This is a genomic window from Rhizobium binae, assembly GCF_017357225.1.
Taxonomy (GTDB): domain Bacteria; phylum Pseudomonadota; class Alphaproteobacteria; order Rhizobiales; family Rhizobiaceae; genus Rhizobium; species Rhizobium binae.
Genome location: NZ_CP071604.1, coordinates 230,586 through 257,582 on the forward strand (window position 1 = coordinate 230,586; position 26,997 = coordinate 257,582).

27 protein-coding genes and 1 tRNA gene are annotated in these 26,997 nt (G+C 61.6%); 17 read left to right on the forward strand and 11 right to left on the reverse strand.

The features are described from left to right. Positions 1-3: 3 nt before the first annotated feature. The 5 genes from dapB to mepA form a co-directional block, all read right to left on the reverse strand. Positions 4-828, reverse strand: a complete 825-nt coding sequence (dapB, locus tag J2J99_RS01065; RefSeq protein ID WP_168295617.1) for a 4-hydroxy-tetrahydrodipicolinate reductase — start codon at positions 826-828, stop codon at positions 4-6. A gap of 15 nt (positions 829-843) precedes the next feature. Continuing rightward, positions 844-2,631 carry an ABC transporter ATP-binding protein gene (locus J2J99_RS01070; RefSeq protein ID WP_168295615.1) on the reverse strand — a complete coding sequence of 596 codons (1,788 nt, stop codon included), beginning with the start codon at positions 2,629-2,631 and terminating at the stop codon, positions 844-846. 124 nt (positions 2,632-2,755) lie between these two features. Further along, positions 2,756-3,781 carry a glucokinase gene (locus J2J99_RS01075; protein ID WP_168295613.1) on the reverse strand — a complete coding sequence of 342 codons (1,026 nt, stop codon included), beginning with the start codon at positions 3,779-3,781 and terminating at the stop codon, positions 2,756-2,758. A 17-nt stretch (positions 3,782-3,798) separates the two neighbouring features. Further along, positions 3,799-4,179 (reverse strand): methylglyoxal synthase, encoded by a 381-nt coding sequence (locus J2J99_RS01080; RefSeq protein ID WP_004673532.1) that lies wholly within the window; start codon positions 4,177-4,179, stop codon positions 3,799-3,801. An 84-nt stretch (positions 4,180-4,263) separates the two neighbouring features. After that, a complete protein-coding gene (gene mepA, locus J2J99_RS01085; protein ID WP_168295611.1) occupies positions 4,264-5,343 on the reverse strand; it encodes a penicillin-insensitive murein endopeptidase in 1,080 nt (359 codons plus the stop codon). Between the two features lie 247 nt (positions 5,344-5,590). On the opposite strand from mepA, the gene J2J99_RS01090 reads away from it, so the two are divergent. The 7 genes from J2J99_RS01090 to pncB all read left to right on the forward strand — a co-directional run bounded on the left by J2J99_RS01090 (position 5,591) and on the right by pncB (position 14,335). Further along, the gene (locus J2J99_RS01090; protein WP_168295609.1) at positions 5,591-7,423 is read left to right on the forward strand and encodes an extracellular solute-binding protein; all 1,833 of its coding nucleotides are present in this window, start codon (positions 5,591-5,593) and stop codon (positions 7,421-7,423) included. 151 nt (positions 7,424-7,574) lie between these two features. Continuing rightward, on the forward strand, positions 7,575-8,663 hold the full coding sequence (locus J2J99_RS01095) for a microcin C ABC transporter permease YejB (RefSeq protein ID WP_168295607.1): 1,089 nt from the start codon (positions 7,575-7,577) through the stop codon (positions 8,661-8,663). Beyond that, positions 8,663-9,811 (forward strand): ABC transporter permease, encoded by a 1,149-nt coding sequence (locus J2J99_RS01100; protein ID WP_168295605.1) that lies wholly within the window; start codon positions 8,663-8,665, stop codon positions 9,809-9,811. The genes J2J99_RS01095 and J2J99_RS01100 overlap by 1 nt, the downstream gene beginning before the upstream one ends. Continuing rightward, positions 9,808-11,445 carry an ABC transporter ATP-binding protein gene (locus J2J99_RS01105; protein ID WP_168295603.1) on the forward strand — a complete coding sequence of 546 codons (1,638 nt, stop codon included), beginning with the start codon at positions 9,808-9,810 and terminating at the stop codon, positions 11,443-11,445. The genes J2J99_RS01100 and J2J99_RS01105 overlap by 4 nt, the downstream gene beginning before the upstream one ends. A gap of 8 nt (positions 11,446-11,453) precedes the next feature. After that, complete coding sequence (locus J2J99_RS01110) at positions 11,454-12,413, forward strand: 2-hydroxyacid dehydrogenase (protein WP_168295601.1); 960 nt, start codon at positions 11,454-11,456, stop codon at positions 12,411-12,413. A gap of 87 nt (positions 12,414-12,500) precedes the next feature. Continuing rightward, positions 12,501-12,863, forward strand: coding sequence for a hypothetical protein (locus J2J99_RS01115; RefSeq protein ID WP_168295599.1), 363 nt, complete (start codon positions 12,501-12,503; stop codon positions 12,861-12,863). Positions 12,864-13,030: 167 nt separating this feature from the next. Beyond that, positions 13,031-14,335, forward strand: a complete 1,305-nt coding sequence (gene pncB, locus J2J99_RS01120) for a nicotinate phosphoribosyltransferase (RefSeq protein ID WP_168295598.1) — start codon at positions 13,031-13,033, stop codon at positions 14,333-14,335. Here pncB and J2J99_RS01125 read toward each other — a convergent pair. From J2J99_RS01125 to J2J99_RS01135, 3 genes are all read right to left on the reverse strand, one after another. Continuing rightward, a complete protein-coding gene (locus J2J99_RS01125; protein WP_168295596.1) occupies positions 14,332-14,598 on the reverse strand; it encodes a CrpP-related protein in 267 nt (88 codons plus the stop codon). The genes pncB and J2J99_RS01125 overlap by 4 nt on opposite strands. Positions 14,599-14,926: 328 nt before the next feature. After that, on the reverse strand, positions 14,927-15,136 hold the full coding sequence (locus J2J99_RS01130; RefSeq protein ID WP_085857800.1) for a KTSC domain-containing protein: 210 nt from the start codon (positions 15,134-15,136) through the stop codon (positions 14,927-14,929). 134 nt (positions 15,137-15,270) lie between these two features. Further along, positions 15,271-15,891, reverse strand: coding sequence for an RBBP9/YdeN family alpha/beta hydrolase (locus tag J2J99_RS01135; RefSeq protein WP_168295594.1), 621 nt, complete (start codon positions 15,889-15,891; stop codon positions 15,271-15,273). 41 nt (positions 15,892-15,932) lie between these two features. Between J2J99_RS01135 and J2J99_RS01140 the strand changes: the two genes are divergently transcribed. After that, positions 15,933-16,409 (forward strand): Lrp/AsnC family transcriptional regulator, encoded by a 477-nt coding sequence (locus J2J99_RS01140; protein WP_168295591.1) that lies wholly within the window; start codon positions 15,933-15,935, stop codon positions 16,407-16,409. Between the two features lie 161 nt (positions 16,410-16,570). Here the strand turns inward: J2J99_RS01140 and J2J99_RS01145 are convergent. Beyond that, positions 16,571-16,660 (reverse strand) — tRNA-Ser (locus tag J2J99_RS01145). A 226-nt stretch (positions 16,661-16,886) separates the two neighbouring features. Here J2J99_RS01145 and J2J99_RS01150 point away from each other — a divergent pair. The 9 genes from J2J99_RS01150 to deoA all read left to right on the forward strand — a co-directional run bounded on the left by J2J99_RS01150 (position 16,887) and on the right by deoA (position 25,609). Then, positions 16,887-17,204 (forward strand): hypothetical protein, encoded by a 318-nt coding sequence (locus J2J99_RS01150; RefSeq protein ID WP_168295589.1) that lies wholly within the window; start codon positions 16,887-16,889, stop codon positions 17,202-17,204. A gap of 330 nt (positions 17,205-17,534) precedes the next feature. Beyond that, a complete protein-coding gene (locus J2J99_RS01155) occupies positions 17,535-18,527 on the forward strand; it encodes a BMP family lipoprotein (RefSeq protein ID WP_168295587.1) in 993 nt (330 codons plus the stop codon). A gap of 88 nt (positions 18,528-18,615) precedes the next feature. Then, complete coding sequence (locus tag J2J99_RS01160) at positions 18,616-20,127, forward strand: ABC transporter ATP-binding protein (protein WP_168295586.1); 1,512 nt, start codon at positions 18,616-18,618, stop codon at positions 20,125-20,127. A gap of 7 nt (positions 20,128-20,134) precedes the next feature. Further along, positions 20,135-21,238 (forward strand): ABC transporter permease, encoded by a 1,104-nt coding sequence (locus tag J2J99_RS01165; RefSeq protein ID WP_168295585.1) that lies wholly within the window; start codon positions 20,135-20,137, stop codon positions 21,236-21,238. 10 nt (positions 21,239-21,248) lie between these two features. After that, positions 21,249-22,220, forward strand: a complete 972-nt coding sequence (locus J2J99_RS01170; protein ID WP_168295584.1) for an ABC transporter permease — start codon at positions 21,249-21,251, stop codon at positions 22,218-22,220. A gap of 2 nt (positions 22,221-22,222) precedes the next feature. Continuing rightward, positions 22,223-22,612 (forward strand): cytidine deaminase, encoded by a 390-nt coding sequence (locus tag J2J99_RS01175; protein ID WP_168295583.1) that lies wholly within the window; start codon positions 22,223-22,225, stop codon positions 22,610-22,612. Then, complete coding sequence (locus J2J99_RS01180) at positions 22,609-23,409, forward strand: purine-nucleoside phosphorylase (protein WP_168295582.1); 801 nt, start codon at positions 22,609-22,611, stop codon at positions 23,407-23,409. The genes J2J99_RS01175 and J2J99_RS01180 overlap by 4 nt, the downstream gene beginning before the upstream one ends. A gap of 114 nt (positions 23,410-23,523) precedes the next feature. Beyond that, on the forward strand, positions 23,524-24,300 hold the full coding sequence (deoC, locus tag J2J99_RS01185; RefSeq protein WP_168295581.1) for a deoxyribose-phosphate aldolase: 777 nt from the start codon (positions 23,524-23,526) through the stop codon (positions 24,298-24,300). 1 nt (position 24,301) lies between these two features. Then, positions 24,302-25,609, forward strand: coding sequence for a thymidine phosphorylase (deoA, locus tag J2J99_RS01190; RefSeq protein WP_168295580.1), 1,308 nt, complete (start codon positions 24,302-24,304; stop codon positions 25,607-25,609). Between the two features lie 6 nt (positions 25,610-25,615). On the opposite strand, the gene J2J99_RS01195 is transcribed toward deoA, so the two are convergent. Together J2J99_RS01195 and upp are read right to left on the reverse strand one after the other, a co-directional pair. After that, positions 25,616-26,185, reverse strand: coding sequence for a TIGR02281 family clan AA aspartic protease (locus J2J99_RS01195; protein WP_168295578.1), 570 nt, complete (start codon positions 26,183-26,185; stop codon positions 25,616-25,618). A 126-nt stretch (positions 26,186-26,311) separates the two neighbouring features. Next, positions 26,312-26,941: a uracil phosphoribosyltransferase gene (gene upp / locus J2J99_RS01200; protein ID WP_004674949.1), complete on the reverse strand. Its 630-nt coding sequence runs from the start codon at positions 26,939-26,941 to the stop codon at positions 26,312-26,314. Between the last annotated feature and the right edge of the window lie 56 nt (positions 26,942-26,997).

The following is a 26,997-nucleotide window of genomic DNA, read 5'->3' on the forward strand; positions in this document are numbered from 1 at the left end:
TCATTATTGGGAGGAAAGCCCGAGCACGTCGAGCATGGAATAGAGACCGGGCTTTTTGTCGCGCGCCCAGAGAGCTGCCTTGATGGCGCCACGCGCGAAGATCGAGCGGTCGGTCGCGCTGTGCGACAGGCTGACGATTTCGCCTTCTCCGGCGAAAAGCACGGAATGCTCGCCGATGACGGAGCCGCCGCGCAGCGTCGCAAAGCCGATCGTGCCGGCTTGCCGAGCTCCGGTATGGCCGTCGCGGACCCTCACCGATTTCGAGGCGAGATCGATATTGCGGCCCCTGGCGGCGGCCTCGCCGAGGAGAAGGGCGGTGCCGGACGGCGCATCCACCTTGTGTTTGTGGTGCATTTCCAGGATTTCGATGTCCCAGTCTGCGGGATCGAGCGCCCGCGCTGCCTGTTCGGCCAGCACGCTGAGCAGATTGACGCCGAGGCTCATATTGCCCGACTTGACGATACGGGCATGGCGGGCTGCGGCGGCGATCCGGGCATCGTCGTCCGTCGAACAGCCTGTGGTGCCGACGATGTGGACGATGCGGGCCTGGGCAGCAAGGCCCGAAAATTCCACCGTTGCTGCCGGTGAGGTGAAGTCGAGCACGCCTTCTGCATGCAGGAAGGCAGTGAGCGGATCGTCGCCGATGATGACGCCGGTCGGGCCAAGCCCGGCGATTTCGCCGGCATCCATGCCGATAAACGGCGAGCCGGCGCGCTCGACGGCGGCGTGCAGCATCACGCCTTCGATCGAATGGATGAGCCGGATCAGCGTCTGTCCCATGCGCCCCGCCGCGCCGACCACCACCATTTTCATCGCAGCATCGCTCATTTCGGTCTCACCAGGTCAGTTTATATCGGAGGCCGAAGGCCTCTGCAGATTGTTGAGGCGAGCGTAAAGACCGTCGCTGACCTTCGCAAGCGTCTCGTGATTGCCTTCTTCCACGACCCGGCCCTGCTGCATGACGACGATCTTGTCGGCGCGCACCACGGTCGAAAGCCGGTGGGCAATGACGACCACCGTGCGTCCGGTCATCGCCTCGTCGAGCGCCCTCTGCACGGCGGCTTCGGATTCGGTGTCCAGCGCCGACGTCGCTTCGTCGAGAAGCAGGATCGGCGCATTGCGCACCAGCGCGCGGGCGATCGACAGCCGCTGGCGCTGGCCGCCCGAAAGCGTCACGCCGTTTTCGCCGACCGGTGTATCGTAACCCTGCGGCTGGGCGCAGATAAAATCATGCGCATAGGCAAGCCGCGCAGCCTCCTCCACCTCGGCATCGGTCGCTTCCGGCAGGCCATATCGGATATTGTCGCGGATCGTGCCCTCGAACAGATAGGGCTGCTGCGAGACGTAGGCGAGCTGCTGGCGCAGTGACTTCTTGGTGATGTGGGCGATGTCCTGTCCGTCGATCAGGATCTGGCCCTCGCGCGGATCGTAGAAGCGCGGAATGAGGTTGATGACGGTGGATTTGCCGGCACCCGAGGGACCGACCAGCGCCGTCGTCTCTCCGCCTTCGGCGACGAAGCTGACGCCGCTCAGCACGCTCTCTTTACCATAGCCGAACGAGACGTTGCGGAATTCGATCCGCGCCTGCGTCACCGTCAGCGGCCCTGCATCCGGCAGGTCGCGCTGGCGCGGCTCCATGTCGAGCAGTTCATAGATCATCCGCGCATTGACGACGGCGCGCTCCATCTGCACCTGCAGGCGCGCAAGCCGACGAGCCGGGTCATAGGCCAGCAGCAAGGCGGTGACGAAAGAGAAGAAGGCGCCCGGCGGCACGTTGTAATAGATCGAACGGTAGGCGGCATAGGCAAGCACGCTGGCAACGGCAAAGCCCGCGAAGCTCTCGGTCAGCGGCGAGGTGCGTTCGGAAAGCCGGGCAATCCGGTTTGCCCGGTTTTCGGCGCCTTTGATCAGTTTGTTGACCTTGCGCTCCAACTCCTCCTCCATCGTGAAGGCCTTCACGATGGCAATGCCCTGGATCGTCTCCTGCATGGCGCCCAGCACGTGGCTGTTCAGATGCACGGCCTCGCGGGTTGCCGAGCGCAGCCGCTTGGAGACGTAACGCAGCGCATAGAGCAGCGGCGGCGCCATGATGAACACGGCAAGGCTGAGCAGCGGGTCCTGAAGGACCATCACGCCGATCAGCGAAGCGAAGGTCAGAAGGTCGCGCACCGTCGACGTGATCGTCAGGTTGAGCACGTCGCGGATGCCGCTGACGTTCTGGCTGACCTGTGCGGCGATATGGGCCGAGCGCGCCTCGCTGAAGAAGCCGACGGAAAGTGTCATCAGATGCGCGTAGAGGCGGCGCTGATATCGCGCGACGATATCGTTGCCGACCTTCGAAAGCGCCACTGCCTGGCCGTAACTTGCAAAACCGCGCAGCACGAAGGCGATAAAGATCGAAAGACAGATGATCCAGACGACATCGGCGCGGCGATTGGCGAAGGCCTCATCGATGATGGCCCGCATGATCCAGGCGGTGAACGCCGTCGAAAGCGCCACGATGATGAGGCAGGCGATCGCGAAGACATAACCCCAGAGATGGTCGCGGCCGTTTTCAGCGATGATGCGCTTCAGGATGCCGGTGACGGTATCGCTGTTGACGCTCTGCTTTCTGCTTTCCGCCGCTTCCAATAATGAGCTTTCCTGTCTCGACCAAAACGCGGCGCAGGGGCGACGCGTGCTTTTGGCGGGTCTATAAAGAGTTGGGATCGGTTTGGCTAGAGCGCCCCGCATCAGGGTGGGGCGCGCGCCGGGATCAGCGCCGCCAGCGGCGGCCTTCCGTCGAGACGCCGAAATTTGCCGGCATGCGCGCATAGGAGGAAAGCCCGGCAAGGGCCGCCAGCGGATGCGTCACCACATAGGTCGGGATGGTGCGAAGCAGCGCGGTGTGCGGCGCCTTGTCCTCGAAAGCCTGCCGGAATTCCGGTTTCTTCAGGGCCGGGAGGATCTTCTGCGAGATGCCGCCGGAGAGGTAGACGCCACCGCGCGCCATGAAAACCATCGCCATGTCGCCCGCCACCCGGCCGAGATAGGTGGCAAACAGCGAGACGGTCTCGACGGCGGCCTTGTCGCTGCCGGCAAGCGCGTGCGAGGTGATGTCGGCCGGTTCCTTCATCGTCGGCTGGATGCCGTCGACGATACAGATGGCGTTATAGAGGTTGACGAGGCCGCGCCCGCAGAGGATCTGCTCGGCCGAGACGCGGCCTTCGATCGTCTCGATATGCGGAAAGATATCATAGTCGCGCTTGCTGCGCGGCCCGAGATCGATATGGCCGCCTTCGCCGGGGACCGGGATCCAGCTGTGCTGGGCATGCACGAGGCCGCCGACGCCGAGGCCGGTGCCGGGTCCAAGCACGACCCGCGAGGCGACCATGTCGCCGGTGGCGCTGCCGATACGTTCGCGGTTTTCATCCGAGAGGGCGGCAATCGCCAGCGCCTGCGCCTCGAAATCGTTGACGACGAGCACGTCCTCGATGCCGAGGCCCTCGATCATCGTCTTCGGCCGCACCACCCAATCACAATTGGTCAGCGGGATCTCGTCGTCGTTGATCGGGCCGGCGACGGCGAGGATCGCCGAGCGCGGCTGCACGGCGGTCTTGTCGAGCACGCCTTTTTGGATCGCCTCGTCGATCGTTACGAAATCCGCCGTGCGCACGTTCGGAAACTGTTTCGGTTCGGCATAGGCATCGGTCAGGATGGAAAAACGGGCGTTGGTGCCGCCGATATCGCCGATCAGGATCGGGAAGGGCAGCGGAGCGATGCTGTGGTGAGATTTTGGCATGGCCGGTTCCGTGCTGATCAGGCTTCGAGAGTGGGAAGGAGCTTTATCGCGGTCGCATGGTTGAGCGCCATCGGAATGTCGTAGACGATCGCCAGCCGCATCAGCGCCTTCACGTCGACATCATGCGGCATCGGCGTCAGCGGGTCGACGAAGAAGATCAAGGCATCGACCTCACCGGTCGAAATCAGCGCGCCGATCTGCTGGTCACCGCCGAGCGGCCCGCTTTTCAGCCTGGTGACGTCGAGATCGGGAGCGGCATCGAGCACGCGACCGCCGGTCGTGCCTGTCGCGACGATCTTCCAGCGCGAGAGAAGGTCCCTGTTGGCGCGGGCAAATGCGGCCATGTCGTCCTTCTTCTGATCATGCGCAATCAATGCGAGGCATTTGCCGCCGGCCATCAACCCCTCCGAACCACAATTCAATCGATTTGACCGCTTCTATACCAAGAATTTCCGATTTGAAAGACAGCGCCGGGGCGCTCCTCATTGGATCGTCGGCTTGTCGTTCGGAACCGGGCCGACATCCGGCAGTGCCTCATCGTCATCAGCAGTTGGTGCCGCTGCCGGGGCGGCAGTGAAGGCGGTTGCGGCGGAGGTTTCGCCGTCATAGGTGGCGGCCTGAATCGAAGCGACGGAAGCGGCGTCGAGCACGGCGGCGCAGGCCTTCGGCAGGTCGGAAACCATCATCTCGCGCGGCGGCTTCGGCGGCTTGGCGTCCGCTTTCGGCGGTTTCGGCGGCGCCCATGGCGCCGGCGTGAACCACCAGGCGAGCGACTTGTCGCAGCCGTCGCCGGCGGCGACCGGGGCCTGCGACGTGCATCCCGCAGCGCCGGGCGGGCATTTGAGACGGATGTGGAAATGCGAGTCATGGCCGTATTCCGGCCGTAGCTTGCCGAGATTGGTGCGGTCGCCCGTCCAGGTGTCGCACATCTTCTTCTTGATCGCCGGATTGACGAAAATGCGCTCCACCTGGGGATAGCTCGCGGCCAGCATCAAGAGTCGCGCGTGCGATTCCGTCCAGACCCGGGGATCGATCGTCAGGAACTTGTTCTTCTGCAGCATCGAGGTGAAGGGCAGGTCCTCGCGCTCGTCGGCCGTCATACGGTGCGGCGGCATCGGCGTCAGCCAGACGTCGGCATCGAGGCCGATCTGGTGCGAGGCATGACCGCTGGGCATCGGCCCGCCGCGCGGCTGGGCGATGTCGCCGACAAGAATGCCCGGCCAGCCGGCATATTTGGCGGCATCTTGCGAAAACCGTTCCAGCAGCGCGATGGTTACCGGGTTGCCCCAACGGCGATTACGCGAAAGCCGCATCGCCTGCCATGTCGGCCCGTCGGTAGGCAAAGCCACAGCGCCAGCCATGCAGCCCTTGGCATAAAAGCCGATCGGCTGAGCCAGCCCCTGTGTCGGCAGACTGACGCCGCCGAACAGCGCCTTGGCGCTGCCCGGGCTCGGCGTCTTCTGCTCGGCGCCGACGTCGCCGGCGGCAAGGCCCGCACCGATTGCGCCGGCAAGCGCCAGTCTGCCGAATCTCCTGAAAGCCTGAGCGAAGCCGAATGCCATGCTGTTCCCCTGAGAAGTGATTTGCCTGCGAATCTAACGTGAAAAAAGATTTCGGTGAATCGATGATTTGCCGGGTGGGCGCTGGAGGAGGCGGTGACGGATCGCCGCAGCGCCTCAGGCATCGAGGATCTCAGACACGGCCTGGCAGCTTGAATATTTCGCGGGCCTGGCAAAAATCAAACTCTTACCTGTTTTTCGCCTGTATTTCTCGTATTGTCGAACCATCAATATTCAGGGGAAAGTGGGAATGGCAGTTCTGTCGTCGAAGATCGGTTTGTTTCTCTCGCTTGCGGCTGCCTTGGTGCCGATGGCGGCTGTTGGTCAGGACCAGCCGTTCCAGATCGGGAGCTCGGTCATCAGCGAGATGAAGTACAAGCCGGGCTTTGCGCATTTCGACTACGTCAATCCCGATGCCCCGAAAGGCGGAGACCTGCGCCTCTCTGCAAGCGGCGCCTTCGACACGTTCAACCCTCTGCTCGCGAAAGGCCAGACAGCGGTGGGCCTGTCGCTTGTTTACGATACGCTGATGAAGCCGGCCGATGACGAACTCCTCGTCTCCTACGGTCTGCTGGCCGAGGGCCTCTCCTATACCGCTGACGTCTCCAGCGCGACCTTTCGCCTGCGGCGGGAAGCAAAATGGGCGGATGGTCAGTCGGTAACGCCCGAGGATGTGATCTTCAGTCTTGACAAGACGAAGGAACTCAACCCGCTCACGGCGAACTATTACAAGCACGTGGTGAAGGCGGAAAAGACCGGCGAGCGCGATGTCACCTTCACCTTCGATGAGAAGAACAATCGCGAATTGCCGAACATTCTCGGCCAGCTGGTGGTCGTGCCGAAGCATTGGTGGGAGGCACCGGGACCGGACGGCAAGCCGCGCGACATTTCCAAGACGACGCTGGAGCCTGTGATGGGGTCGGGGCCCTACAAGATTGCTTCCTTCTCCCCCGGCGCGACAATCCGTTATGAGCTGCGTGACGACTATTGGGGCAAGGACCTCAATGTGAATGTCGGCCAAAACAATTTCCGCAACGTCATCTACACCTATTTCGGTGATCGGGATGTCGAATTTGAAGCCTTCCGTGCCGGCAATAGTGACTATTGGCAGGAAACGACTGCCGCCCGCTGGGCAACGGGATATGATTTTCCCGCAGTGAAGGAAGGAAGGGTCAAGAGGGAAGAGGTCAAAAATCCGCTGCGCTCCACCGGCATCCTGCAGGCGCTCGTGCCCAACATGCGCCGCAACCTGTTCAAGGACATCAGGGTCCGCGAGGCACTGAATTATGGTTTCGACTTCGAAGAGTTGAACCGCACGGTTGCCTTCAACAGCTACAAGCGGATCGACAGCTATTTCTGGAACACTGACCTCGCCTCCTCCGGCCTGCCCCAGGGACGGGAGCTTGAAATACTACAGGGGCTGAAGGACAAGGTTCCGCCGGAGGTCTTCACCACCCCCTATACCAATCCGGTCGGCGGCGATCCGCAGAAAAGCCGCGACAACCTCCGCAAGGCGATTGCGCTGCTGAAAGAAGCCGGCTGGGAGCTCAAGGGCAACCGGATGGTCAATACAAAGACTGGCCAGCCGATGAGTTTCGAGATCCTTCTGTCGAGCCCCATGTTGGAGCGCTGGGCGGTGCCCTACGCCAACAACCTCAGAAAAATCGGGATCGATGCGCGGGTCCGGACGGTCGACGCCTCGCAGGCCGTCAACCGTGAGCGCAGCTTCGACTACGACATGATATGGAATGTCTGGGCGGAGACGATGAATCCGGGCAATGAGCAAGCCGATTATTGGGGATCGGGTTCGGTCAACCAGCAAGGCTCTCGCAATTATGCGGGCATCGCCAACCCGGCGGTCGACGAGCTCATTCGCATGATCATCTTCGCGCCCAGCCGCGAGGAACAGGTCGCGGCGATTAAGGCCATGGACCGGGTCCTGCTTGCCAATCACTATGTCATCCCGCTGTTCTACCGCGATACCTATAACATCGCCTATTGGAGCACGGTGACACATCCGGCCGAGTTTCCGACTTATGGCCTTGGCTTCCCCGATGCCTGGTGGTCCACGTCGGCAAAATGAGCGGGGCTTGCAATGCAGGGGCTCTGGGCTCCAAATGGCACAAGCGAATCACGACAAGCCGGCAGGGCCGGCAAGGGAAGGCTGGCGGATTGGGTGGAATTGGACTGAACGGCGTGCAGACAGGAAAAACTTTCCCGGAGGCTGAAGGCTGATGGGCGCCTATATCATTCGCCGCCTGCTTTTGATGATCCCGACCATCGTCGGCATTATGGCGATTTCCTTCATCGTAGTTCAATTCGCCCCCGGTGGTCCGGTCGAGCAGGTGATCGCCCAGCTGACCGGCCAGGCCGACAGCGCCGATCAGCGCCTGTCCGGCGGCGGTGATCTTCTCGGCGGCGGCGGCGGCGAAGAAAACTCGAAATATCGCGGCGCCCAGGGGCTCGATCCGGAGCTGATCGCCAAGCTTGAAAAACAATTCGGCTTCGACAAGCCGCCGCTGACGCGTTTCGGCGAGATGATGTGGAACTATATCCGCTTCGATTTCGGTGAGAGCTTCTTCCGCAACACCTCGGTGCTCGACCTCATCAAGGAAAAGTTGCCGGTGTCGATCTCGCTCGGCATATGGATCCTGATCTTCTCCTATGCGATCTCCATTCCGCTCGGCATCCGCAAGGCGGTGAAGGACGGATCGACCTTCGATGTCTGGACCTCGGGTGTCATCGTCGTCGGTTATGCTGTGCCAAGCTTTCTCTTCGGCATCCTGCTGATCGTGCTGTTCGCCGGCGGCTCGTTCTACGACTGGTTCCCGCTGCGGGGGCTGGTCTCGGACAATTTCGATCAGCTCGCCTGGTGGCAGAAGCCGCTCGATTATTTCTGGCACCTGACTTTGCCGCTGATCTCGCTCTCGCTCGCTGCCTTCGCGACGACGACGCTGCTCACCAAGAATTCCTTCATAGAGGAGATCAAGAAGCAATATGTCGTCACCGCCCGCGCCAAGGGTCTGAATGAGCGGCAGGTGCTCTACGGCCATGTTTTCCGCAACGCCATGCTGATCATCATCGCCGGTTTTCCCGGCGCCTTCATCTCCGCCTTCTTCACCGGCTCGCTGCTGATCGAGAACATCTTTTCGCTCGATGGCCTCGGCCGCCTCGGCTATCTCTCGGTGGTCAATCGGGATTATCCGATCGTCTTCGCGACGCTCTACATCTTCTCGCTGCTCGGCCTAGTCGTCAGCCTGGTCTCCGACCTGATCTACACCTGGATCGATCCGCGCATCGATTTCGAGCGGAGGGATGTCTGATGGACGCTGCCGCAAATCCGGCCACCGCAACCCCGGTCAAGCCGCCGCGCAAGGGCCTGCTGTCGCCGACGAACATCCGCCGCTGGCAGAATTTCCGGGCGAACGGCCGTGGCTACTGGTCGCTGTGGCTGTTCCTGCTGCTGTTCGTGCTCAGCCTGTTTGCCGAGTTCCTCGCCAACGACCGGCCGATCATCGCCTCCTACAAGGGCGAAATTCTGTTTCCCGTGCTGATTGACTATCCCGAGGAGAAGTTCGGCGGCTTCCTCGCCGAAACCGACTATCGCTCCTCGGTGATAGCAGATGAGATCAATGCCAATGGCTGGATGATCTGGCCGCCGATCCGTTATTCCTACCGCTCGGTCAATTCGAACATTCCGCATTCGGCGCCGACTCCCCCCTTCTGGCTGATGAGCGAGGAGGAGCGTTGCTCCGGCTACCCGCAAGGGGTGAATGACCCCGGCTGCACCCTTGGCAATCTCAACTGGCTCGGCACCGATGATCAGGCGCGTGACGTGCTTGCGCGCGTCATCTACGGCTTCCGCATATCGGTGCTGTTCGGCCTGGCGCTGACCATCTGCTCGGCAATCATCGGCGTGACGGCAGGGGCAGTGCAGGGCTATTTCGGCGGATTGACCGATCTCCTGCTGCAGCGCTTCATCGAGATCTGGTCGTCGATGCCGGTGCTCTACATCCTGCTGATCATCGCCGCGATCCTGCCGCCCGGCTTCTTCGTGCTGCTCGGCATCATGCTGCTCTTCTCCTGGGTCAGCTTCGTCGGCGTGGTGCGCGCTGAATTCCTGCGCGCCCGCAATTTCGAATATGTCCGCGCCGCCCGCGCGCTCGGCGTCAACAACCGCACCATCATGTGGCGTCACCTGCTGCCGAACGCCATGGTCGCGACCTTGACTTTCCTGCCTTTCATCCTCTCCGGCTCGATCACGACGCTGACCTCGCTCGACTTCCTCGGCTTCGGCATGCCACCGGGCTCCCCCTCGCTCGGCGAGATGATCGCCCAGGGCAAGACCAACCTGCAGGCGCCCTGGCTTGGGTTGACGGCCTTCTTCGCCATGTCGATCATGCTTTCCCTTTTGATCTTCATCGGCGAGGCCGTGCGCGACGCCTTCGACCCGAGGAAGACGTTTCAATGAGTGACATGACAGAACCGCTCCTTTCCGTCCGCGATCTCTCGGTTGCCTTTCATCAGGGCGGCGAAACGTCGCTTGCCGTCGATCGGATCTCCTTCGATATCGCCAAAGGCGAGGTCGTGGCGCTCGTCGGCGAATCCGGTTCCGGCAAGTCGGTCTCGGCCAATTCGATCCTCCGGCTTCTTCCCTATCCCTCGGCAAGCCATCCCTCCGGCGAAATCCTGTTCAAGGGCAAGGATCTTCTGAAAGCATCGGAGCGGGCGCTGCGCGAGGTGCGCGGCAACGACATCACCATGATCTTCCAGGAGCCGATGACCTCGCTCAATCCGCTTCATACGATCGAGAAGCAGATTGCCGAGATCCTCGCCCTGCACCAGGGCATCACCGGCCAGCCGGCGCGCCAGCGCGTGTTGGAATTGTTGAACCAAGTCGGCATCCGCGAGCCGGAAAAGCGGTTGAAGGCCTATCCGCACGAACTGTCAGGCGGCCAGCGCCAGCGCGTCATGATCGCCATGGCGCTCGCCAACCGGCCGGAATTGCTGATCGCCGACGAGCCGACCACGGCGCTCGACGTCACCGTGCAGGCGCAGATCTTGGAACTGCTGCGGAAATTGAAGGCAGCGCACGGCATGTCGATGCTGTTCATCACCCATGATCTCGGCATTGTGCGCAAATTCGCCGACCGCGTCTGCGTGATGACCAAGGGCAGGATCGTCGAGGCAGGAACGGTCGAGGAGGTTTTCGCCAATCCGAAGCACGATTATACCCGCCACCTCCTTGCCTCCGAGCCCCGCGGCGAGCCGCCGCTTGCCGATCCGTCGAAGCCGGTGGTGATGGAAGGTTCCGACATTCGCGTCTGGTTCCCGATCAAGGCGGGGCTGATGCGCCGCGTCGTCGACCACGTCAAGGCGGTCGACGGCATCGATCTTTCACTGCGCGCCGGGCAGACGCTCGGTGTCGTCGGCGAGTCCGGCTCCGGCAAGACCACCCTCGGCCTGGCACTCACCCGGCTGATCTCCTCGCAAGGGCGGATCGCTTTTGTCGGCAAGGATATAGCCGGCTATTCGTTCAGCGAGATGCGGCCGCTGCGCAACCAGCTGCAGATCGTCTTTCAGGATCCTTACGGCTCGCTCAGCCCGCGCATGTCGGTCGGCGATATCATTGCCGAAGGGCTGAAGGTGCATGAGCGCTCCTTGAGCGCCGAAGAGCGCGACAAGCGCGTCTGCTGGGCGCTGGAGGAGGTCGGCCTCGACCCTCTGACGCGCTGGCGTTACCCGCATGAATTTTCCGGCGGCCAGCGCCAGCGCATCGCCATTGCCCGTGCGATGGTGCTCAAACCGCGCTTCGTCATGCTCGACGAGCCGACCTCGGCGCTCGATATGAGCGTCCAGGCGCAGGTAGTCGATCTCCTGCGCGACCTGCAGAAGAAGCACGACCTCGCCTATCTCTTCATCAGCCATGACCTGAAGGTGGTGAAGGCGCTTGCCAACGACGTCATCGTCATGCGGTTCGGCAAGGTGGTGGAGCAGGGGCCGTCAGCGGAAATCTTCCGTGCGCCGAAGGACGATTACACCAAGGCGCTGATGGCCGCCGCCTTCAACATCGAGGCGGTGCCGACGCCCGCCGTGCAGCAGTAAAGAGCATCATGTCCGCACCTCCTCCTGTTCTCGTCGACATCAAGTTCAATCCCGAAGGTGTCGCCCGCGTGCTGAAGACGGCTTTTGCCGACCGTGGCAGCATCAATCTCGCCGATCCGGCCGATCGCCTGCGGGATCTCAGCGCTGCCGAATACGCGCTCCTCTGGAAGCCGGATGCCGATCTTTTCAACCGGGCGCCGAACCTCAAGGTCATCTTCTCGGGCGGCGCCGGTGTCGATCACATCATCGGCATGGATGGCCTGCCTGAGATACCGATCGTTCGTTTCGTCGATCGCAGCCTGACCACCCGCATGAGCGAATGGGTGGTGATGCAATGCCTCATGCATCTGCGCGGGCAATACGCCCATGACAGCCACCAGCGGCGGGGCGAATGGGCGAAGTTGATCGCGCCCGAAGCAGCGGAGGTGACGGTCGGCGTCATGGGCCTCGGCGTGCTCGGGCAAGACGCGGTCGCCAAGCTGAAAGTGATGGGTTTCAACGTCATCGGCTGGTCGCGTACCCGCAAAGAGATCGACGGCGTCGAGACCTTCGACGCGCACCAATTGGCCGGGTTTCTCGCCAGGACCGACATTCTCGTCGGCCTCTTGCCGCTGACACCCGACACCACGGGTTTCTACGATAGCGGGCTATTTAAAAAGCTCCGCCGCGACGGTGCGCTTGGGCGGCCGGTCTTCATCAATGCCGGCCGCGGCCGGAGCCAGGTCGAGGCCGACATCGTCTCGGCCATCCGGAGCGGCATCCTCGGCGGCGCTTCGCTTGATGTTTTCGAGGTCGAGCCTCTCGCGTCAGATAACCCGCTGTGGCGGTTGGAGAACGTCTTCATCACCCCGCATGACGCGGCGGTCTCGGAAGAGAACGCGCTGTTCCGCCATGTCGAGACGCAGATCGCCCGTTTCGAGCGCGGTGAGCCGCTACAATTCGTGATCGACCGCGCCGCCGGCTATTGAGCGTCCGGAACCTTCGAGACGACTGACCGTTTTCTCTGCGACAGTTTCTTCCGGCCGGATCGGCCGGCAAGACAGCGGAAGGAGACGATGATGGCGCATCAGACGGAAACACGCTGGGAAAAATCCGACGGCAAGCTTCACAAGGAAGCGCAGATCCCGCCCGTCAAGGCGAAGCAGGGGCGCATGGGATACCGCATCCTGACGGTACTGCTCGTCGCGCTGATCCTCGCTTTCGTGGTCTGGATCCCGGTCGAGATCTGGGGCAATCGCGAGGCGAACGAGGTGGCGCCGCGGCAGCCCGGCCAGCAGCTCCAGCAGCAGCAATCGGACGCAGCACCTGCCCCGACGCAGCAGAATGGCAATGCAGTGCCGACCGAGACGCCTGCAACAGCGCCGGCCCCGAATGTTGCGCCTGCCGTACCGGCCCAGCCTGCAACGCCGGCGCAATAGAGCAATTCCAGATGATCTTCCATCCCGCCGCCATGCCGCGGCGGGATGTTTATGTTTTATCTGGACTTTGCCCGCTGATTTTTCGATAAGAAGACGCACGAGCCGGTTTCGTGCGCCGGCCCGGATACTTGGCAGCACCTGACCGGATTGGACAGGGGCAGGAATTCATGGCCAAGACCGATATTGCAAGACGCGTCTACAATCACGCTTGGAAGCTCGACCCGATCATCCGCAGCCTGATCGATACCGACTTCTACAAGCTGCTCATGCTGCAGATGATCTGGAAGCTCTATCCAGACGTCAATGCCTCCTTCACGCTGATCAACCGGACCAAACGCGTCCACCTCGCCGAGGAGATCGATGAAGGCGAATTGCGTGAACAGCTGGATCACGCCCGTACGCTGCGGCTCTCCAAGAAGGAGATGATCTGGCTTGCGGGTAACAGCTTCTACGGCCGCGCCCAGATTTTCGAGCCGGAATTCCTCGCCTGGCTTTCCAACTTCCAGCTTCCCGAATACGAGCTGTCGAAGAGGGACGGCCAATATGTGCTGGATTTTCACGGGGCTTGGAAGGAAACCACGATGTGGGAGATCCCGGCGCTCGCGATCGTCAACGAGCTGCGGTCGCGCTCGGCGATGAGAGCGCTGGGCCCTTTCACCCTTGATGTGCTCTATGCCCGCGCCAAGGCGAAGATGTGGTCGAAGGTCGAGCGGCTGAGGGAACTGCCGGGCTTGCGGATTTCCGATTTCGGCACCCGCCGCCGCCACAGTTTTCTCTGGCAGCGCTGGTGCGTCGAGGCGCTGAAGGAAGGCATCGGGCCGGCCTTTACCGGCACCAGCAATGTATTGCTGGCCATGGATTCCGATCTCGAGGCGGTCGGCACCAATGCCCATGAGCTGCCGATGGTGGCCGCTGCCCTGGCGCAGACCGACGAGCAGCTGCGCAACGCGCCCTACAAGATCCTGCGCGACTGGAACAAGCTCTATGGCGGCAACCTTCTGATCGTCCTGCCGGATGCCTTTGGCACCGCGGCCTTCCTGCGCGACGCGCCGGAATGGGTGGCCGATTGGACGGGCTTTCGCCCGGACAGCGCGCCGCCGATCGAAGGCGGGGAGAAGATCATCGACTGGTGGAAGAAGATGGGCCGCGATCCGCGCCAGAAGCTGCTGATTTTCTCCGACGGCCTCGATGTCGACGCCATCATCGACACTTACCGGCATTTCGAAGGCCGGGTGCGGATGAGCTTCGGCTGGGGCACCAACCTCACCAATGACTTTGCCGGCTGCGCGCCGACGGAAATCTCAGGCCTCAATCCGATCTCGATCGTCTGCAAGGTCAGCGACGCCAATGGCCGTCCGGCGGTGAAGCTCTCGGACAATCCGCAGAAGGCGACCGGCGAACCGGCGGAGGTCGAACGTTACCTGAAATTCTTCGGCACTGAGGACAGGGTCGATCAGACCGTCCTGGTTTAGGCGCGCCGCGCCCCGCGGCTATCCCCGGATAAGGCGCGGCCGTTCCCGGATACGGCGTGGCCCTCCCGGGGCATATCGATGTGCCCGGCCATCGCGTCCTCGATCGACCAGCCGAAGCGCCAGGCCTCGAACATCGAAAACCATTCCTGCAGATCGGTGATCGGCAGCATATCCGGTTTCGACATCGGATTGTCGGCCAGGCTGCGGCCGAGCGCACGGTCGCGCGCGCCGCGTTCCTGCATCTCAAGCAGATCCTCGAACATCGTCACCCCTCTTTTGATGGGTCTATGCAATCACGCTAATGGAACCTTGTCGAGTCCGGATGCGGCGATTCCGGTTTTTCACAGGATTAGCCCTAATTCGCTATCTCGATGCACTGAGAGTGACGGGGAGGCCCGGCTTCCTGGCTGGGGTCCGCCTCCGGGCCTCCCGGCTGGCCGAATCGCAAAACGGCAGCATCGACAAGTTGCCGCCTTCCGGCCAGGCCGATCCAACCAAGATGATACGGACGGTGAACAGCCGGTTAACATCCACCGGATCTGTACCGATTCCACACGATCCGGCAGGTCGTCTGCGGCATGCCTCGACGGTTCAGGCAGCCAGTCGGCGAAACCGGGTCCGGATCCGGTCGAGGTAATAATGGCCGGGAGACGCTGCCGCTGTCATCGCATGGGCTTCCGACGAGGGAACCCCTTCGAACAGCCGCTCCTCGCCATTCTTGAAGCAAATCCTGAGCCGTCCATCTTCCTGGCTGAAATAGACGGATTTGATGATCTTCGACTTCACCGAAAGTTCTTCCACCTGTTTTACCTCTGGTTTTTAATTTTCCAGAGCATACCGCGTCACGTGCAAAGACCCGGTGAAGCGGCATGGTAAAAATTCCGGAATCGTCTGGTGTCTAAACATCCGCCACCGCAAAGCCCGTTTCGGCCAGATCACGCCTGATCAGATTTTGCCAATCCGGCTGAGAAGGCCGTCAACAAAGCCTTGCCCTGGCTCCATTCCTCAAGGCCGCTTTGCCCGTTGATATGGCCGAAAGCACCGATCTCCACAAAGCCGCTACCCCAGCGATTGGCTCGCGCCCGGGCATGGTCTAGTGTGCCGAAAGGATCATTGGCGCTTGCGACAATCAGAGTGGGGAAACGCATCTTTTGCGATGGCGGATTGCCGAAGCCCGCCGCCTCCTCGGGAAATGACGCGGACTGCGGATCCGGGACCGCCACGAGAAAGGCTCCGGCAACGGCAAGCGATGAAAGCTGCTGCCAATGCGCAACCGCCAGACAGGCTAGGCTGTGGGCGACCAGCAGGGGCGGTGTTGCCGATGCGCCGACGGCGCGATCAATGGCCGAAATCCAGTCCGCCAAGTCGGGCCTATCCCAATCGCTTGGCTGGAAACGCCGCATTTCCGGGCGCGATATTTCCCAGCGGGTCTGCCAATGATCGTCGCCAGAACCGCCAATGCCTGGCAACGTGATGATGTCTTTCATGCGTTTTCCTCTGATCATTCGTGCAGGTGAAAATGATGCATTTTCATTTGCATCGGAATGAATGATCATCGGAAAGCCGCATCCTTCTCCGATGATTTCAAGGTGATCCCATGGCTTTGCAGGAAAACAATCGCATGTTGCTCGATCCAACCGATGTCGCGATTATCGAGGCGATGCAGGAAAATGGCCGCATTGCGATTTCGGAACTCGGTCGACGGGTCGGGCTCTCCCAGCCGGCGGCATCGGAGCGGGTCAAGAGGCTGGAAGACCGCGGCATCATTGTCGGTTATTCCGCCCGCATCGACCCCGCGGCCCTGGGCATTGGAATGATGGCGGTGCTTCGCCTGCGCACGACACATGAACATATCAAGGCTTGCCTGAAACAGTTTGCCGAGATGCCGCAAGTCATGGAAGTATTGCGCCTTACCGGAGAGGATTGTTTCCTCGTGAAGGTGCTGGTTCCGTCTCCGGGAGAATTGGAAACCATCGTCGATACGATCGCACGTTTTGGCGCCGTGACCACATCTCTTGTGTTGCGCAGCGAGAATCCGAAGCCGATCGGACGCGCCCTGCTACGGCGCTCTTGAGAATATCCAGGTACGCGTGAATCCAATCGAAACGAGCGACATGAGAGGCCGCGATGGTTCCCTGTCGAGAGGATGGCTGGACCGTCTTTGTAGACCTGTGGCAGAGGTATTTTCGCACCGCCGCACAGAGTACCGCACTATGACGCAAGATCGACGAAACATGGCGGACAGGGAGGGATTCGAACCCTCGGTACGCTTTCACGTACACACGCGTTCCAGGCGTGCGCCTTAAACCACTCGGCCACCTGTCCTTTGGCGTTCGCGCCCGGAGAGGAGCAAATCGTCGGAACGGCGCGATATATACCGATGAATTTTTGCCGATCAACCCAAATCTAACAGTTTTTTGACTTCTTCCGATAAAACTCGCCTGCGCCCGTCCGTTGTGCTTCACCCCATTGATGACTATGTAATTCTCAAGGTTGAAAATGGCGCGGGTCCGCCGGAATTGTCCGGTATATCGAAGCGTCGGAGGAATTGATGCGTTTCCTGTTGCGTCTGGCCAGTCTTGTCGCGCTTGCGGCGGCCGTTATTGCCGGGACCATCGATTCGATCCAGTCGGTTGCGGCATCCACCGTTGTCATGACGCCGATGTCCGACGCCTGGCAGGATGTGAGCCCGGATACGCTGACCTCGCTGCAATCGGCGCTTTCCTACTATATACACCCGCGTTTCTATGCCTTCATCTTCCAGTGGCTGATGCTCCAGCCGGCCTTTGCGGTCTTTCTGGTGATCGCCCTGCTTCTTTGGATGATCGGCTACAAGAAGCCGCAGGTCTCCGGCCGATTCATCGCATAGCGAAGGTGTTCGAGCCGGTGCGATCCGGCAAAAGAACGGCGGCATTTGGCCTTGCCCGGTTTAGGGCCCGGTTTCAGGGACGGCCCGCGGATCGGCTAAAAAATCTGCATCCCCGTCGATGAAAATGTCCAAAAATCAGCCGGGGAGAACTGATTTTCAGCAATCGCTGCAAATCTTTACCACCTGAAAAATTTCTGGTGAATTTTTCCGTGAGCCATGCAAGGATGCGCGCAGCCAGGCCTCCGGGGGGAGGTCGGTGGTTCCGCAGACATGTCCGTAAAGGGCTTGCGGGAGGACCCCAAACAAATAGCAACAACAGGGCTGCAACTCATGAAAAAATCCCTTCTCACTCTTCTTGCCGTGGCTGCCATGTCGACGACGGCGCTTGCCGCCGATGTCAAGCCGGCGCTGGTCTACGGCACTGGCGGGAAGTTCGATAAGTCTTTCAACGAAGCGGCTTATAACGGCGCCGAGAAGTTCAAGGCCGAGACCGGCATTGCCTATCGCGACTTCGAGCCGACGGGCGACACCCAGGGCGAACAGGCCATCCGCAATTTCGCAAGCCGCGGCTTCAACCCCGTGGTCGCCGTTTCCTTCGCCTGGACTTCGGCCATCGAGAAGGTCGCAGCCGAATTCCCCGACACCAAGTTCATCATCGTCGATTCCGTCGTCGACAAGCCGAACGTCCGTTCGGTCGTCTACAAGGAAGAAGAAGGCTCCTATCTCGTCGGCATCCTCGCCGGCATGGCCTCCAAGACCGGCAAGGTCGGATTCGTCGGCGGCATGGACATTCCGCTGATCCGCAAATTCGAATGCGGCTATGAGCAGGGCGCCCGCGCCGCCAAGGCCGATATCCAGGTATTCCAGAACATGACCGGCACCACCGGTGCGGCCTGGAACGATCCGGTTCGCGGCGGTGAGCTCACCAAGAACCAGATCGATCAGGGCGCCGACGTCATTTACGCGGCAGCCGGCGCCACCGGTCTCGGCGTTTTGCAGACCGCCGCCGACAACAAGAAGCTGTCGATCGGTGTAGACTCCAACCAGAACCATCTGCATCCGGGTTCGGTCCTGACCTCGATGGTCAAGCGTGTCGACCTCGCCGTCTACAACGCTTACACCGACACCAAGAACGACAAGTTCACCGGCGGCGTTCAGGCGCTCGGCGTCAAGGAAGATGGCGTCGGCGCTGCGATCGACGACAACAACAAGTCGCTGATCACGCCGGAAATGCAGGCTGCCGTCGACAAGGCCAAGGCCGATATCATTGCCGGAACCGTCAAGGTTCACGATTACACCACGGACAACGCTTGCCCGAAGTGATCCGCGCCCTGATGTAATCGACGATTGAGATCGGGCGTATGGCGGAGGGGATTTTCGCCATACGCCCTTTTCTTATTTGGAGCCTGCTGTGACAGATAAGCCCGCCATCGAGCTTGTCGGCATCGATAAGAAATTCGGTGCCGTCCATGCCAACAAGGACATCAACCTCACCGTTGCCAAGGGGACGATCCACGGCATCATCGGCGAAAACGGCGCCGGCAAATCGACGCTGATGTCGATCATCTACGGTTTCTACCATGCCGACAGCGGCGAAATCCGCGTCAACGGCAGTCCCGTCATCATCCGCGACAGCCAGGCAGCAATCGCCGCCGGCATCGGCATGGTGCACCAGCATTTCATGCTGGTCGATAATTTCACCGTGCTCGAAAACATCATGCTCGGCGCCGAAGGCGGCTCGCTACTGGCAAGGGGCGTCGCATCGGCGCGTGCCGAGCTGAAGCGGCTGGAAACGGAATACGGCCTCGAGGTCAATCCGGATGCGCTGATCGAGCAGCTTCCGGTCGGCCTGCAGCAGCGCGTCGAAATCTTGAAAGCCATGTATCGCGGCGCCGAGATTCTGATCCTCGACGAGCCGACCGGCGTGCTGACACCAGCCGAGGCCGATCACCTCTTCCGCATCCTCAAGGTGCTGCGCGACCAGGGCAAGACGATCATCCTCATCACCCACAAGCTGCGCGAAATCATGGCGATCACCGATACGGTCTCGGTCATGCGCCGCGGTGAGATGGTCGCGACCCGCAAGACGGCGGAAACGACGGTGGAAGAGCTTGCCGAACTGATGGTCGGCCGGCGCGTGCTGCTGCGCGTCCAGAAGGGTGAGGCACACCCGGGGGCGGCCGTGCTCTCCGTCCGCAACCTCACGGTCAAGGACAATCGCGGCGTTATCATGGTGGACAACGTCTCCTTCGATGTCCGCGCCGGCGAAATCGTCGGCATTGCCGGCGTTGCCGGCAACGGCCAGTCCGAATTGCTCGAGGCGATTGCCGGTATCCGCAAGCCCGCCTCCGGCGAAATCCTTCTCGACGGCCAGACGATCGACAAGGCCGATCCGGCTCGACTGCGCGATCTCGGCCTTGCCCATATTCCCGAGGACCGTCATCACATGGGCCTGGTGCTGAAATTCGAGGAGTACGAAAATTCCGTGCTCGGCTATCACCGCCGCCCGGGCTATAGCAAGGGCCCGCTGCTCGATCTCGAGGCGCTCCGCAAGGATGCGATGGAAAAGATCGAAAAATACGACATCCGCCCGCCGAATCCGCGGCTGAAGACGGCAAACTTTTCCGGGGGCAACCAGCAGAAGATCGTCGTCGCCCGCGAGATCGAGCGCGACCCGAAGATGCTGATCATCGGCCAGCCGACGCGCGGCGTCGATATCGGCGCCATCGAATTCATTCACCGCCGGATCATCGAAATGCGCGATGCGGGCAAGGCGATCCTGCTCGTCTCCGTCGAACTCGACGAAATCCGCGCCCTCTCAGACCGTATCCTTGTCATGTTTGCCGGCAACATCGTCGGCGAGAAGACGCCCGATGCCGGTGAACAGACCCTCGGCCTGATGATGGCCGGCATTGCCGCGTGAGGCCCTTATGAGCACTGCTTCCGTTCCGTTGCCAAACTGGATCAACTACGGCCTGATCCCGCTTTTGAACCTCATTGTCGCCTTCCTGATCTCGGGCTTCGTCGTCTGGCTGATCGGCGAAAGCCCGCTTGCTGCCCTTTCGCTGTTGATCGAAGGTGCATTCGGCAGTGGCGAAGGCATAGGCTTCACCCTCTATTATGCGACGAGCTTCATCTTCACCGGCCTTTCCGTCGCGGTGGCGATCCATGCCGGTCTCTTCAATATCGGCTCCGAAGGCCAAGCCTATATCGGCGGCCTTGGCTGCGCGCTGGTGGCGCTGGCGCTCGACAAATACGTGCCCTGGTACGTGACGATGCCGCTCGCCATCGTCGGGGCCGGCATCTTTGGCGCAGCCTGGGCCTTTATCCCCGCTTTCCTTCAGGCCAAGCGCGGTAGCCACATCGTTATCACGACGATCATGTTCAACTATATCGCCGCCGCCCTTATGGTCTATCTGCTGGTGCACGTGCTGATTGTGCCCGGCAAGATGGCGCCGGAAACCCGCACCTTCCTAGAAGGCGGTCAGCTTCCGAAGCTCGGCTGGGCCATGTCGATGTTCGGCGCGAAGCTCGGTGCGGCTCCCTTCAACGTCTCGTTCATCATCGCGCTTCTGGCCGCGTGGTTTGTCTGGATCCTCATCTGGCGCACCAAGCTCGGCTTCGAAATGCGTACGCTAGGCGTGAGCTCGACGGCCGCCGCCTATGCCGGCATTCCCTATGCGCGGATCGTCATCATCGCCATGCTTCTCTCCGGTGCGCTCGCCGGCATGATGGCGCTCAATCCCGTCATGGGCTCTTCCGCCCGTCTGCAGGTCGAGTTCGTCGGCGGCGCCGGCTTCGTCGGCATTGCGGTCTCGCTGATGGGCCGCAACCATCCGCTCGGCATCATCCTGGCGGCGATCCTGTTCGGCACCCTCTACCAGGGCGGCGACTGGATCTCCTTCGAGATGCCGAACATCACCCGTGAGATGATCCTCGTCATCCAGGGTCTGGTGATCCTGTTCGCCGGCGCGCTGGAATACATGTTCCGGCCGGCAATGGTGCACATCTACCAGCAGTTCCAGCGAGCCTGAGGAGCGGACGATGGATTACTACGAAATCTTCATCAACGTCCTCAGTTCGACGGTCCGGCTCTCCATTCCGCTGATTTTCACGGCGCTGGCTGGCCTGTTTTCCGAGCGCGCGGGCGTTTTCGATATTGGTCTCGAAGGCAAGATGCTCGGTTCGGCCTTCGCCGCCGCCTGCGTCGCCTATCTCACCGGTTCGGCTTGGCTGGGGCTCGGCGCCGGCATCGTCTGTTCGGTGGCGCTCAGCCTCGTGCACGGCTTCGCCTCGATCACCAATCGCGGCAATCAGATCGTCTCGGGCGTGGCGATCAACTTCTTCATCGCCGGCATCACCATCGTCCTCGGGCAGGCTTGGTTCGGCCAGGGCGGTCGCACGCCGCAGCTGTCACCGGAAGCGCGCTTCGCGCCGATCATCCTGCCGGGCGCCGACGCCATCCGTGATGTGCCGATCATCGGTCCGCTCTATGCCGGTGTCATTTCGGGCAATAATATCCTGACGTATCTCGCCTTCCTCGCCGTGCCCTTCTCCTGGTGGGTGCTTTACCGCACGCGTTTCGGCCTGCGGATGCGCGCCGTTGGCGAAAACCCGGGCGCAGTCGATACCGCCGGCATCTCGGTCACCTGGCTACGCTACCGCGCCGTCATGTGCGCCGGCATTCTTTGCGGCTTCTCCGGCACCTATCTCGCGATTGCCCAGTCCGCCGCCTTCATCAAGGACATGTCGGCGGGCAAGGGCTACATCGCGCTCGCCGCTCTGGTCTTCGCCAAGTGGAAACCGGTGCCGGTGATGCTCGCCTGCCTGCTCTTCGGCTTCCTCGACGCACTGGCGAACTTCATGCAGGGCAAGCAGGTGCCGCTGCTCGGCGAAGTGCCGGTGCAGATCTTCCAGGCATTGCCCTATGTCCTCACCTGCATTCTGCTTGCCGGCTTCATCGGCGTCGCGACCCCACCGAAGGCCGGCGGCGTGCCCTATACGAAGGAGCGTTGATCATGTCTCATGACTTGTTCGAAGCCGCCCGCGGCGCCATGGCCTTTGCCCATGCGCCCTATTCGAAATTCCCCGTCGGGGCGGCGATCCGCGCCGAGGACGGCAAGGTCTATACCGGTGCCAACATCGAAAACCTCTCCTTTCCGCAAGGATGGTGCGCCGAGCCGACTGCAATCAGCGCCATGATCATGGGTGGCGCCCGAAAGATCGTCGAATTGGCGGTCATTGCCGAAAAACTGCCGCTCTGCCCGCCCTGCGGCGGCTGCCGTCAGAAGATCTCCGAATTCGCTTCCAAGGACACGAAGATCTATCTCTGCGATGAGGCCGGCGTGCAGAAGACCATGACGATGGAAGAGCTTCTTCCTTTCAGCTTCGAGACCGAACTCGGATGAAGGCGACGGTCGAACTGCTCGCCGCATTGCTCGGCGCGATCAAGCCGCGCCATGGCATCGTGCTCGGCTCCGGCCTCGGCTCCCTCGTTGGCCAGTTGGACGGCGCCGTGCGTATTCCCTATCGCGACCTGCCGGGCTTTCCCGTCAGCGCCGTCTCCGGGCATGCGGGCGAAGTCGTTGCCGGCCGGCTCGGCGGCGTGCCTGTCGTCATGCTCTCCGGTCGCGTCCATTATTATGAGAAGGGTGATGCCAATGCGATGCGCCTGCCGATCGAGGTTTTGAAGGCGCTCGGCGTCGAGGCGCTGATCCTGACCAATTCGGCAGGATCGCTGCGCGAGGACATGCCGCCCGGTTCGGTGATGCAGATCACCGACCATATCAACTATTCCGGCATGAACCCGCTGATCGGCGAGGAAAGCGATCTCCGTTTCGTCGGCATGACCAATGCCTATGATGCCGGTCTTGCCAGCGCGATGCAGAAGGCTGCGGCAAAGCTCAAGATCGCGCTGGCGCAGGGTGTCTATATGTGGTTCTCCGGTCCAAGCTTCGAAACGCCGGCCGAGATCCGTATGGCGCGCATCCTCGGTGCCGATGCGGTCGGCATGTCGACGGTGCCCGAGGTGATCATCGCAAGAATGCTGGGCCTGAGGGTTGCGGCCGCCTCCGTTATCACCAACTATGGAGCAGGCATGACCGGCAATGAACTCAGCCACGAAGAAACCAAGGACATGGCGCCCATCGGCGGCGCCCGTCTCGCCGCCATACTGAAAGAGATGATTGCGGCCGGAACAGGATGATTTTAGGCCGGGTCGGCCTAAAATCTGAATCCTGTTCTACATTAAATAGTGAGAGCATGATGTCGTCCGAAAACCGCTCACACTTTTCGGCATCATGCTCTAGAGGAAGTGAAAATGAATAGTCATTCCATCCGGGAAACGGCGGCTGTCGCCCTTTCCCTTCTCGATCTCACCAATCTGAAGGACGATTGTACCGAGGCGCAGATCGAAGCGCTCTGCGCCCGGGCCCAGACGCCCTATGGCAACAGCGCCGCGATCTGCATCTGGCCGCGCTTCGTCGCCCAGGCCCGCAATATCCTCGGCACCGGCCATGCCGTGCGGATCGCGACCGTGGTCAATTTCCCGGCGGGAGAGATGGAAGTGGCCGATGTCGCCGCCGAAAGCCGCGAGGCGATTGCCGACGGCGCCGATGAGATCGATCTGGTGATTCCCTATCGCAGGTTCATATCGGGCAACGAGAAGGCGGTGACCGACATGGTCAAGGCGGTGCGCGCCGAATGCACCAGCCCCGTTCTGCTGAAGGTCATCATCGAGACCGGTGAATTGAAGGAGGCGGCATTGATCCGCCGTGCCTCCGAACTTGCCATTGAAGCCGGCGCGGACTTCATCAAGACCTCGACAGGCAAGGTCGCCGTCAACGCGACGCTCGAGGCCGCCGACATCATGATCCGGGCCATTCGCGAAAGTGGTCGCAAGGTCGGCTTCAAGCCGGCTGGCGGCATCGGCTCGGTGGCCGATGCGGCGCTCTATCTCAGCCTTGCCGAAACCATCATGGCGCCGGATTGGGCGATGCCCTCGACCTTCCGTTTCGGCGCTTCCGGCCTGCTTGACGACATACTGGCGGTTCTAAGCGGGGCGCAGCCAGCATCAGCGGCGGCGTCGGGCTATTGAGATGATCCCGCAGGAGATCATCCGGCGTAAACGCGACGGCGGCGAACTTGATGCCGCCGATATCCGATCTTTCATCGATGCGCTTGCCGCCGGTCGATTGTCCGAGGGCCAGATCGGCGCCTTTGCCATGGCCGTCTGGTTCAAGGGCATGTCGCGCGAGGAAATCGTGGCCTTGACGCTGGCGATGGCCGATTCCGGCGATCGGCTGCAATGGGCTGATATCGACCGTCCGATTGCCGACAAACATTCGACCGGAGGCGTCGGCGACAACGTTTCACTGATGCTGGCGCCGATCGCCGCCGCGTGCGGCCTTGCCGTTCCGATGATATCAGGCCGCGGCCTCGGCCATACCGGCGGCACGCTCGATAAGCTCGAATCCATTCCCGGCTATATGATCGCCCCGGATGCGGATCTGTTTCACCGAGCGGTCAAACAGGCAGGATGTGCCATCATCGGCCAGACCGGCGCCTTGGCGCCGGCCGACGGCAGGCTCTATGCCGTGCGCGATGTGACGGCCACCGTCGATTCCATTCCCTTGATCACGGCCTCGATCCTCTCCAAAAAACTTGCCGCCGGTCTTCAGACGCTGGTGCTCGATGTCAAGCTCGGCAACGGTGCCTTCATGGCCGACCGCGAGCAGGCGGAAATGTTGGCACGGTCGCTGGTCGAGGTGGCGAATGGCGCGGGCGTGAAGACTTCGGCACTGATCACCGACATGAACGAGCCGCTCGCCGATAGCGCCGGCAACGCCGTCGAGATGCGCAACTGCCTGGATTTCCTGGCGGGCAGGAAAGGAAATACTCGGCTCGAGACTGTCGTTCTTGCCTTTGCCGCCGAGATGCTGGAGAAATCGGGCATTGCCGCTTCGCCGGATGAGGGCGAGGCAATGGCGCGCCGGGCCCTGTCGTCGGGGAAGGCGGCCGAGGTTTTTGCGCGCATGGTATCCATGCTCGGCGGCCCGGCCGATCTCATCGAAAACCCGGACAGATACCTGGCTCGAGCCCCGGTCGAAAAGCGTGTCACAGCTGCCCGGTCCGGCTGGCTTGCCGCCTGCGACGCCCGCGGCATCGGTGTCAGTGTCATCGATCTCGGCGGCGGAAGACGCCATCCCGCCGATCGGATCGATCACCGCGTCGGCTTCTCCGAACTTCTGCCGCTTGGCACCCGCGTAAATGCCGGCGAGCCGATCGCCCTCGTTCACGCCGCCGACGAAGCCGCGGCGGAGAGGGCAGCCGCAGCACTTGCCGCGCACTACCGCATCACCGAGGACGAGCCGGCGCTGAACCCCGTCATTGCAGGTCTTGTCTGACGCAGTCTACTGCTTGAGGCTGAGGGAGCCGTCAGCGACGGAATAGGAGGCGAGCTTCTTCAGGAAGCTCATGCCGACCAGCGTTGTCGTCAGCGCTTCGTCCTTGAGGACGAAGGCTTCGATATCCCGGACCCGGATGCCGCCGATTTCGATCCGGTCGAGTGTCACATGCGCGGCCTTGGTCTGGCCGTTCGCGGTGTTGACACCATAGCGGAAATTGAGCTGGTTGGCTGTGAAGCCCATCCGGCGCGCGAGCGTTTCGTTGAGCGCGACATAGGTGGCGCCGGTATCGATCAGGCCTTGCACCGGCTTGCCGTTGATCTTGAAATTACCGGTATAGTGGCCCTGCGCATCTGCCTGCAGACGGATCACATTGCTGCCGGAGATGGATGCGGGGGCGGCGGGCATGCCGCTTTCGCTCGAGATGTAATTGGCGGAAGGAGTGCCGGCGGGCTGTTGGTCGGTGCCGGCGAAGAAGGACGGCACCTGTGTGGCGAGCACCGCGACGATGCTGGCGAATATGACGGTACGCACGAGCATGAAACAGAAATCCTTCCTGTATAAACCCCGCTTCATGCGGGGCCTCATGCTTCCATACTGCTAGGCCGCAAGTGCTGATAAGTTGCTAATATCGGCAGGAAAACGGCCCGGGGCGAACCGCCGGCCGTAAAACTCTTTCGATTTGGTAAAGGAAGGCTGAAATTACTTGGTGCCGTACATGCGGTCGCCGGCGTCGCCGAGGCCGGGCACGATATAGCCCTTCTCGTTCAGGTGGCTGTCGATTGCAGCCGTGAAGACGGGAACGTCGGGATGCGCGGCGCGGAAATTGCGGATGCCTTCCGGGGCGGCTAGCAGGCAGAGGAAGCGGATATTGTGGGCGCCGCGTTCCTTCAGCTTGTCGATCGCCGCAATCGAGGAGTTGCCGGTCGCCAGCATCGGGTCGACGACGATGATCAGGCGCTCGGCCACATCTTCCGGCGCTTTGAAGTAATATTCGACCGGCTGCAGCGTTTCGTGATCGCGGTAGACGCCGATATGGGAGACGCGGGCGGAAGGCACGAGATCGAGCATGCCCTCGAGCAGCCCGTTGCCGGCGCGCAGGATCGAGGCGAAGACAAGCTTCTTGCCTTCAAGGATCGGAGACTCGATCGTCTGCAGCGGCGTCTCGATCGTCTCCATCGTCAGCTCGAGATCGCGAGTCACCTCGTAACAGAGCAGCGTGGAGATTTCGCGCAGCAGGCGGCGGAAACTTCCCGTCGATGTCTCCTTGCGCCGCATAATGGTGAGCTTGTGCTGCACAAGCGGGTGATCGATGACCGTGACGCCGTCCATGGGGAAGCCTTTCATTCTTTCTGTCGACTGTTTCTTTCACGGAAATCGGCTCGACC

Coding starts and splice junctions, on each gene's coding strand:
- J2J99_RS01155 (WP_168295587.1), top strand. CDS start 17,535: ATGAAAAAATCCCTTCTCACTCTTCTTGCCGTGGCTGCCATGTCGACG.
- J2J99_RS01175 (WP_168295583.1), top strand. CDS start 22,223: ATGTCTCATGACTTGTTCGAAGCCGCCCGCGGCGCCATGGCCTTTGCC.
- J2J99_RS01125 (WP_168295596.1), bottom strand. CDS start 14,598: ATGTTCGAGGATCTGCTTGAGATGCAGGAACGCGGCGCGCGCGACCGT.
- mepA (WP_168295611.1), bottom strand. CDS start 5,343: ATGGCATTCGGCTTCGCTCAGGCTTTCAGGAGATTCGGCAGACTGGCG.
- J2J99_RS01180 (WP_168295582.1), top strand. CDS start 22,609: ATGAAGGCGACGGTCGAACTGCTCGCCGCATTGCTCGGCGCGATCAAG.
- J2J99_RS01170 (WP_168295584.1), top strand. CDS start 21,249: ATGGATTACTACGAAATCTTCATCAACGTCCTCAGTTCGACGGTCCGG.
- J2J99_RS01135 (WP_168295594.1), bottom strand. CDS start 15,891: ATGATCATTCATTCCGATGCAAATGAAAATGCATCATTTTCACCTGCA.
- J2J99_RS01105 (WP_168295603.1), top strand. CDS start 9,808: ATGAGTGACATGACAGAACCGCTCCTTTCCGTCCGCGATCTCTCGGTT.
- dapB (WP_168295617.1), bottom strand. CDS start 828: ATGAGCGATGCTGCGATGAAAATGGTGGTGGTCGGCGCGGCGGGGCGC.
- J2J99_RS01110 (WP_168295601.1), top strand. CDS start 11,454: ATGTCCGCACCTCCTCCTGTTCTCGTCGACATCAAGTTCAATCCCGAA.
- J2J99_RS01140 (WP_168295591.1), top strand. CDS start 15,933: ATGGCTTTGCAGGAAAACAATCGCATGTTGCTCGATCCAACCGATGTC.
- pncB (WP_168295598.1), top strand. CDS start 13,031: ATGGCCAAGACCGATATTGCAAGACGCGTCTACAATCACGCTTGGAAG.
- J2J99_RS01090 (WP_168295609.1), top strand. CDS start 5,591: ATGGCAGTTCTGTCGTCGAAGATCGGTTTGTTTCTCTCGCTTGCGGCT.
- J2J99_RS01195 (WP_168295578.1), bottom strand. CDS start 26,185: ATGAAGCGGGGTTTATACAGGAAGGATTTCTGTTTCATGCTCGTGCGT.
- J2J99_RS01150 (WP_168295589.1), top strand. CDS start 16,887: ATGCGTTTCCTGTTGCGTCTGGCCAGTCTTGTCGCGCTTGCGGCGGCC.
- J2J99_RS01080 (WP_004673532.1), bottom strand. CDS start 4,179: ATGGCCGGCGGCAAATGCCTCGCATTGATTGCGCATGATCAGAAGAAG.
- J2J99_RS01100 (WP_168295605.1), top strand. CDS start 8,663: ATGGACGCTGCCGCAAATCCGGCCACCGCAACCCCGGTCAAGCCGCCG.
- upp (WP_004674949.1), bottom strand. CDS start 26,941: ATGGACGGCGTCACGGTCATCGATCACCCGCTTGTGCAGCACAAGCTC.
- J2J99_RS01115 (WP_168295599.1), top strand. CDS start 12,501: ATGATGGCGCATCAGACGGAAACACGCTGGGAAAAATCCGACGGCAAG.
- J2J99_RS01165 (WP_168295585.1), top strand. CDS start 20,135: ATGAGCACTGCTTCCGTTCCGTTGCCAAACTGGATCAACTACGGCCTG.
- J2J99_RS01095 (WP_168295607.1), top strand. CDS start 7,575: ATGGGCGCCTATATCATTCGCCGCCTGCTTTTGATGATCCCGACCATC.
- deoC (WP_168295581.1), top strand. CDS start 23,524: ATGAATAGTCATTCCATCCGGGAAACGGCGGCTGTCGCCCTTTCCCTT.
- J2J99_RS01075 (WP_168295613.1), bottom strand. CDS start 3,781: ATGCCAAAATCTCACCACAGCATCGCTCCGCTGCCCTTCCCGATCCTG.
- deoA (WP_168295580.1), top strand. CDS start 24,302: ATGATCCCGCAGGAGATCATCCGGCGTAAACGCGACGGCGGCGAACTT.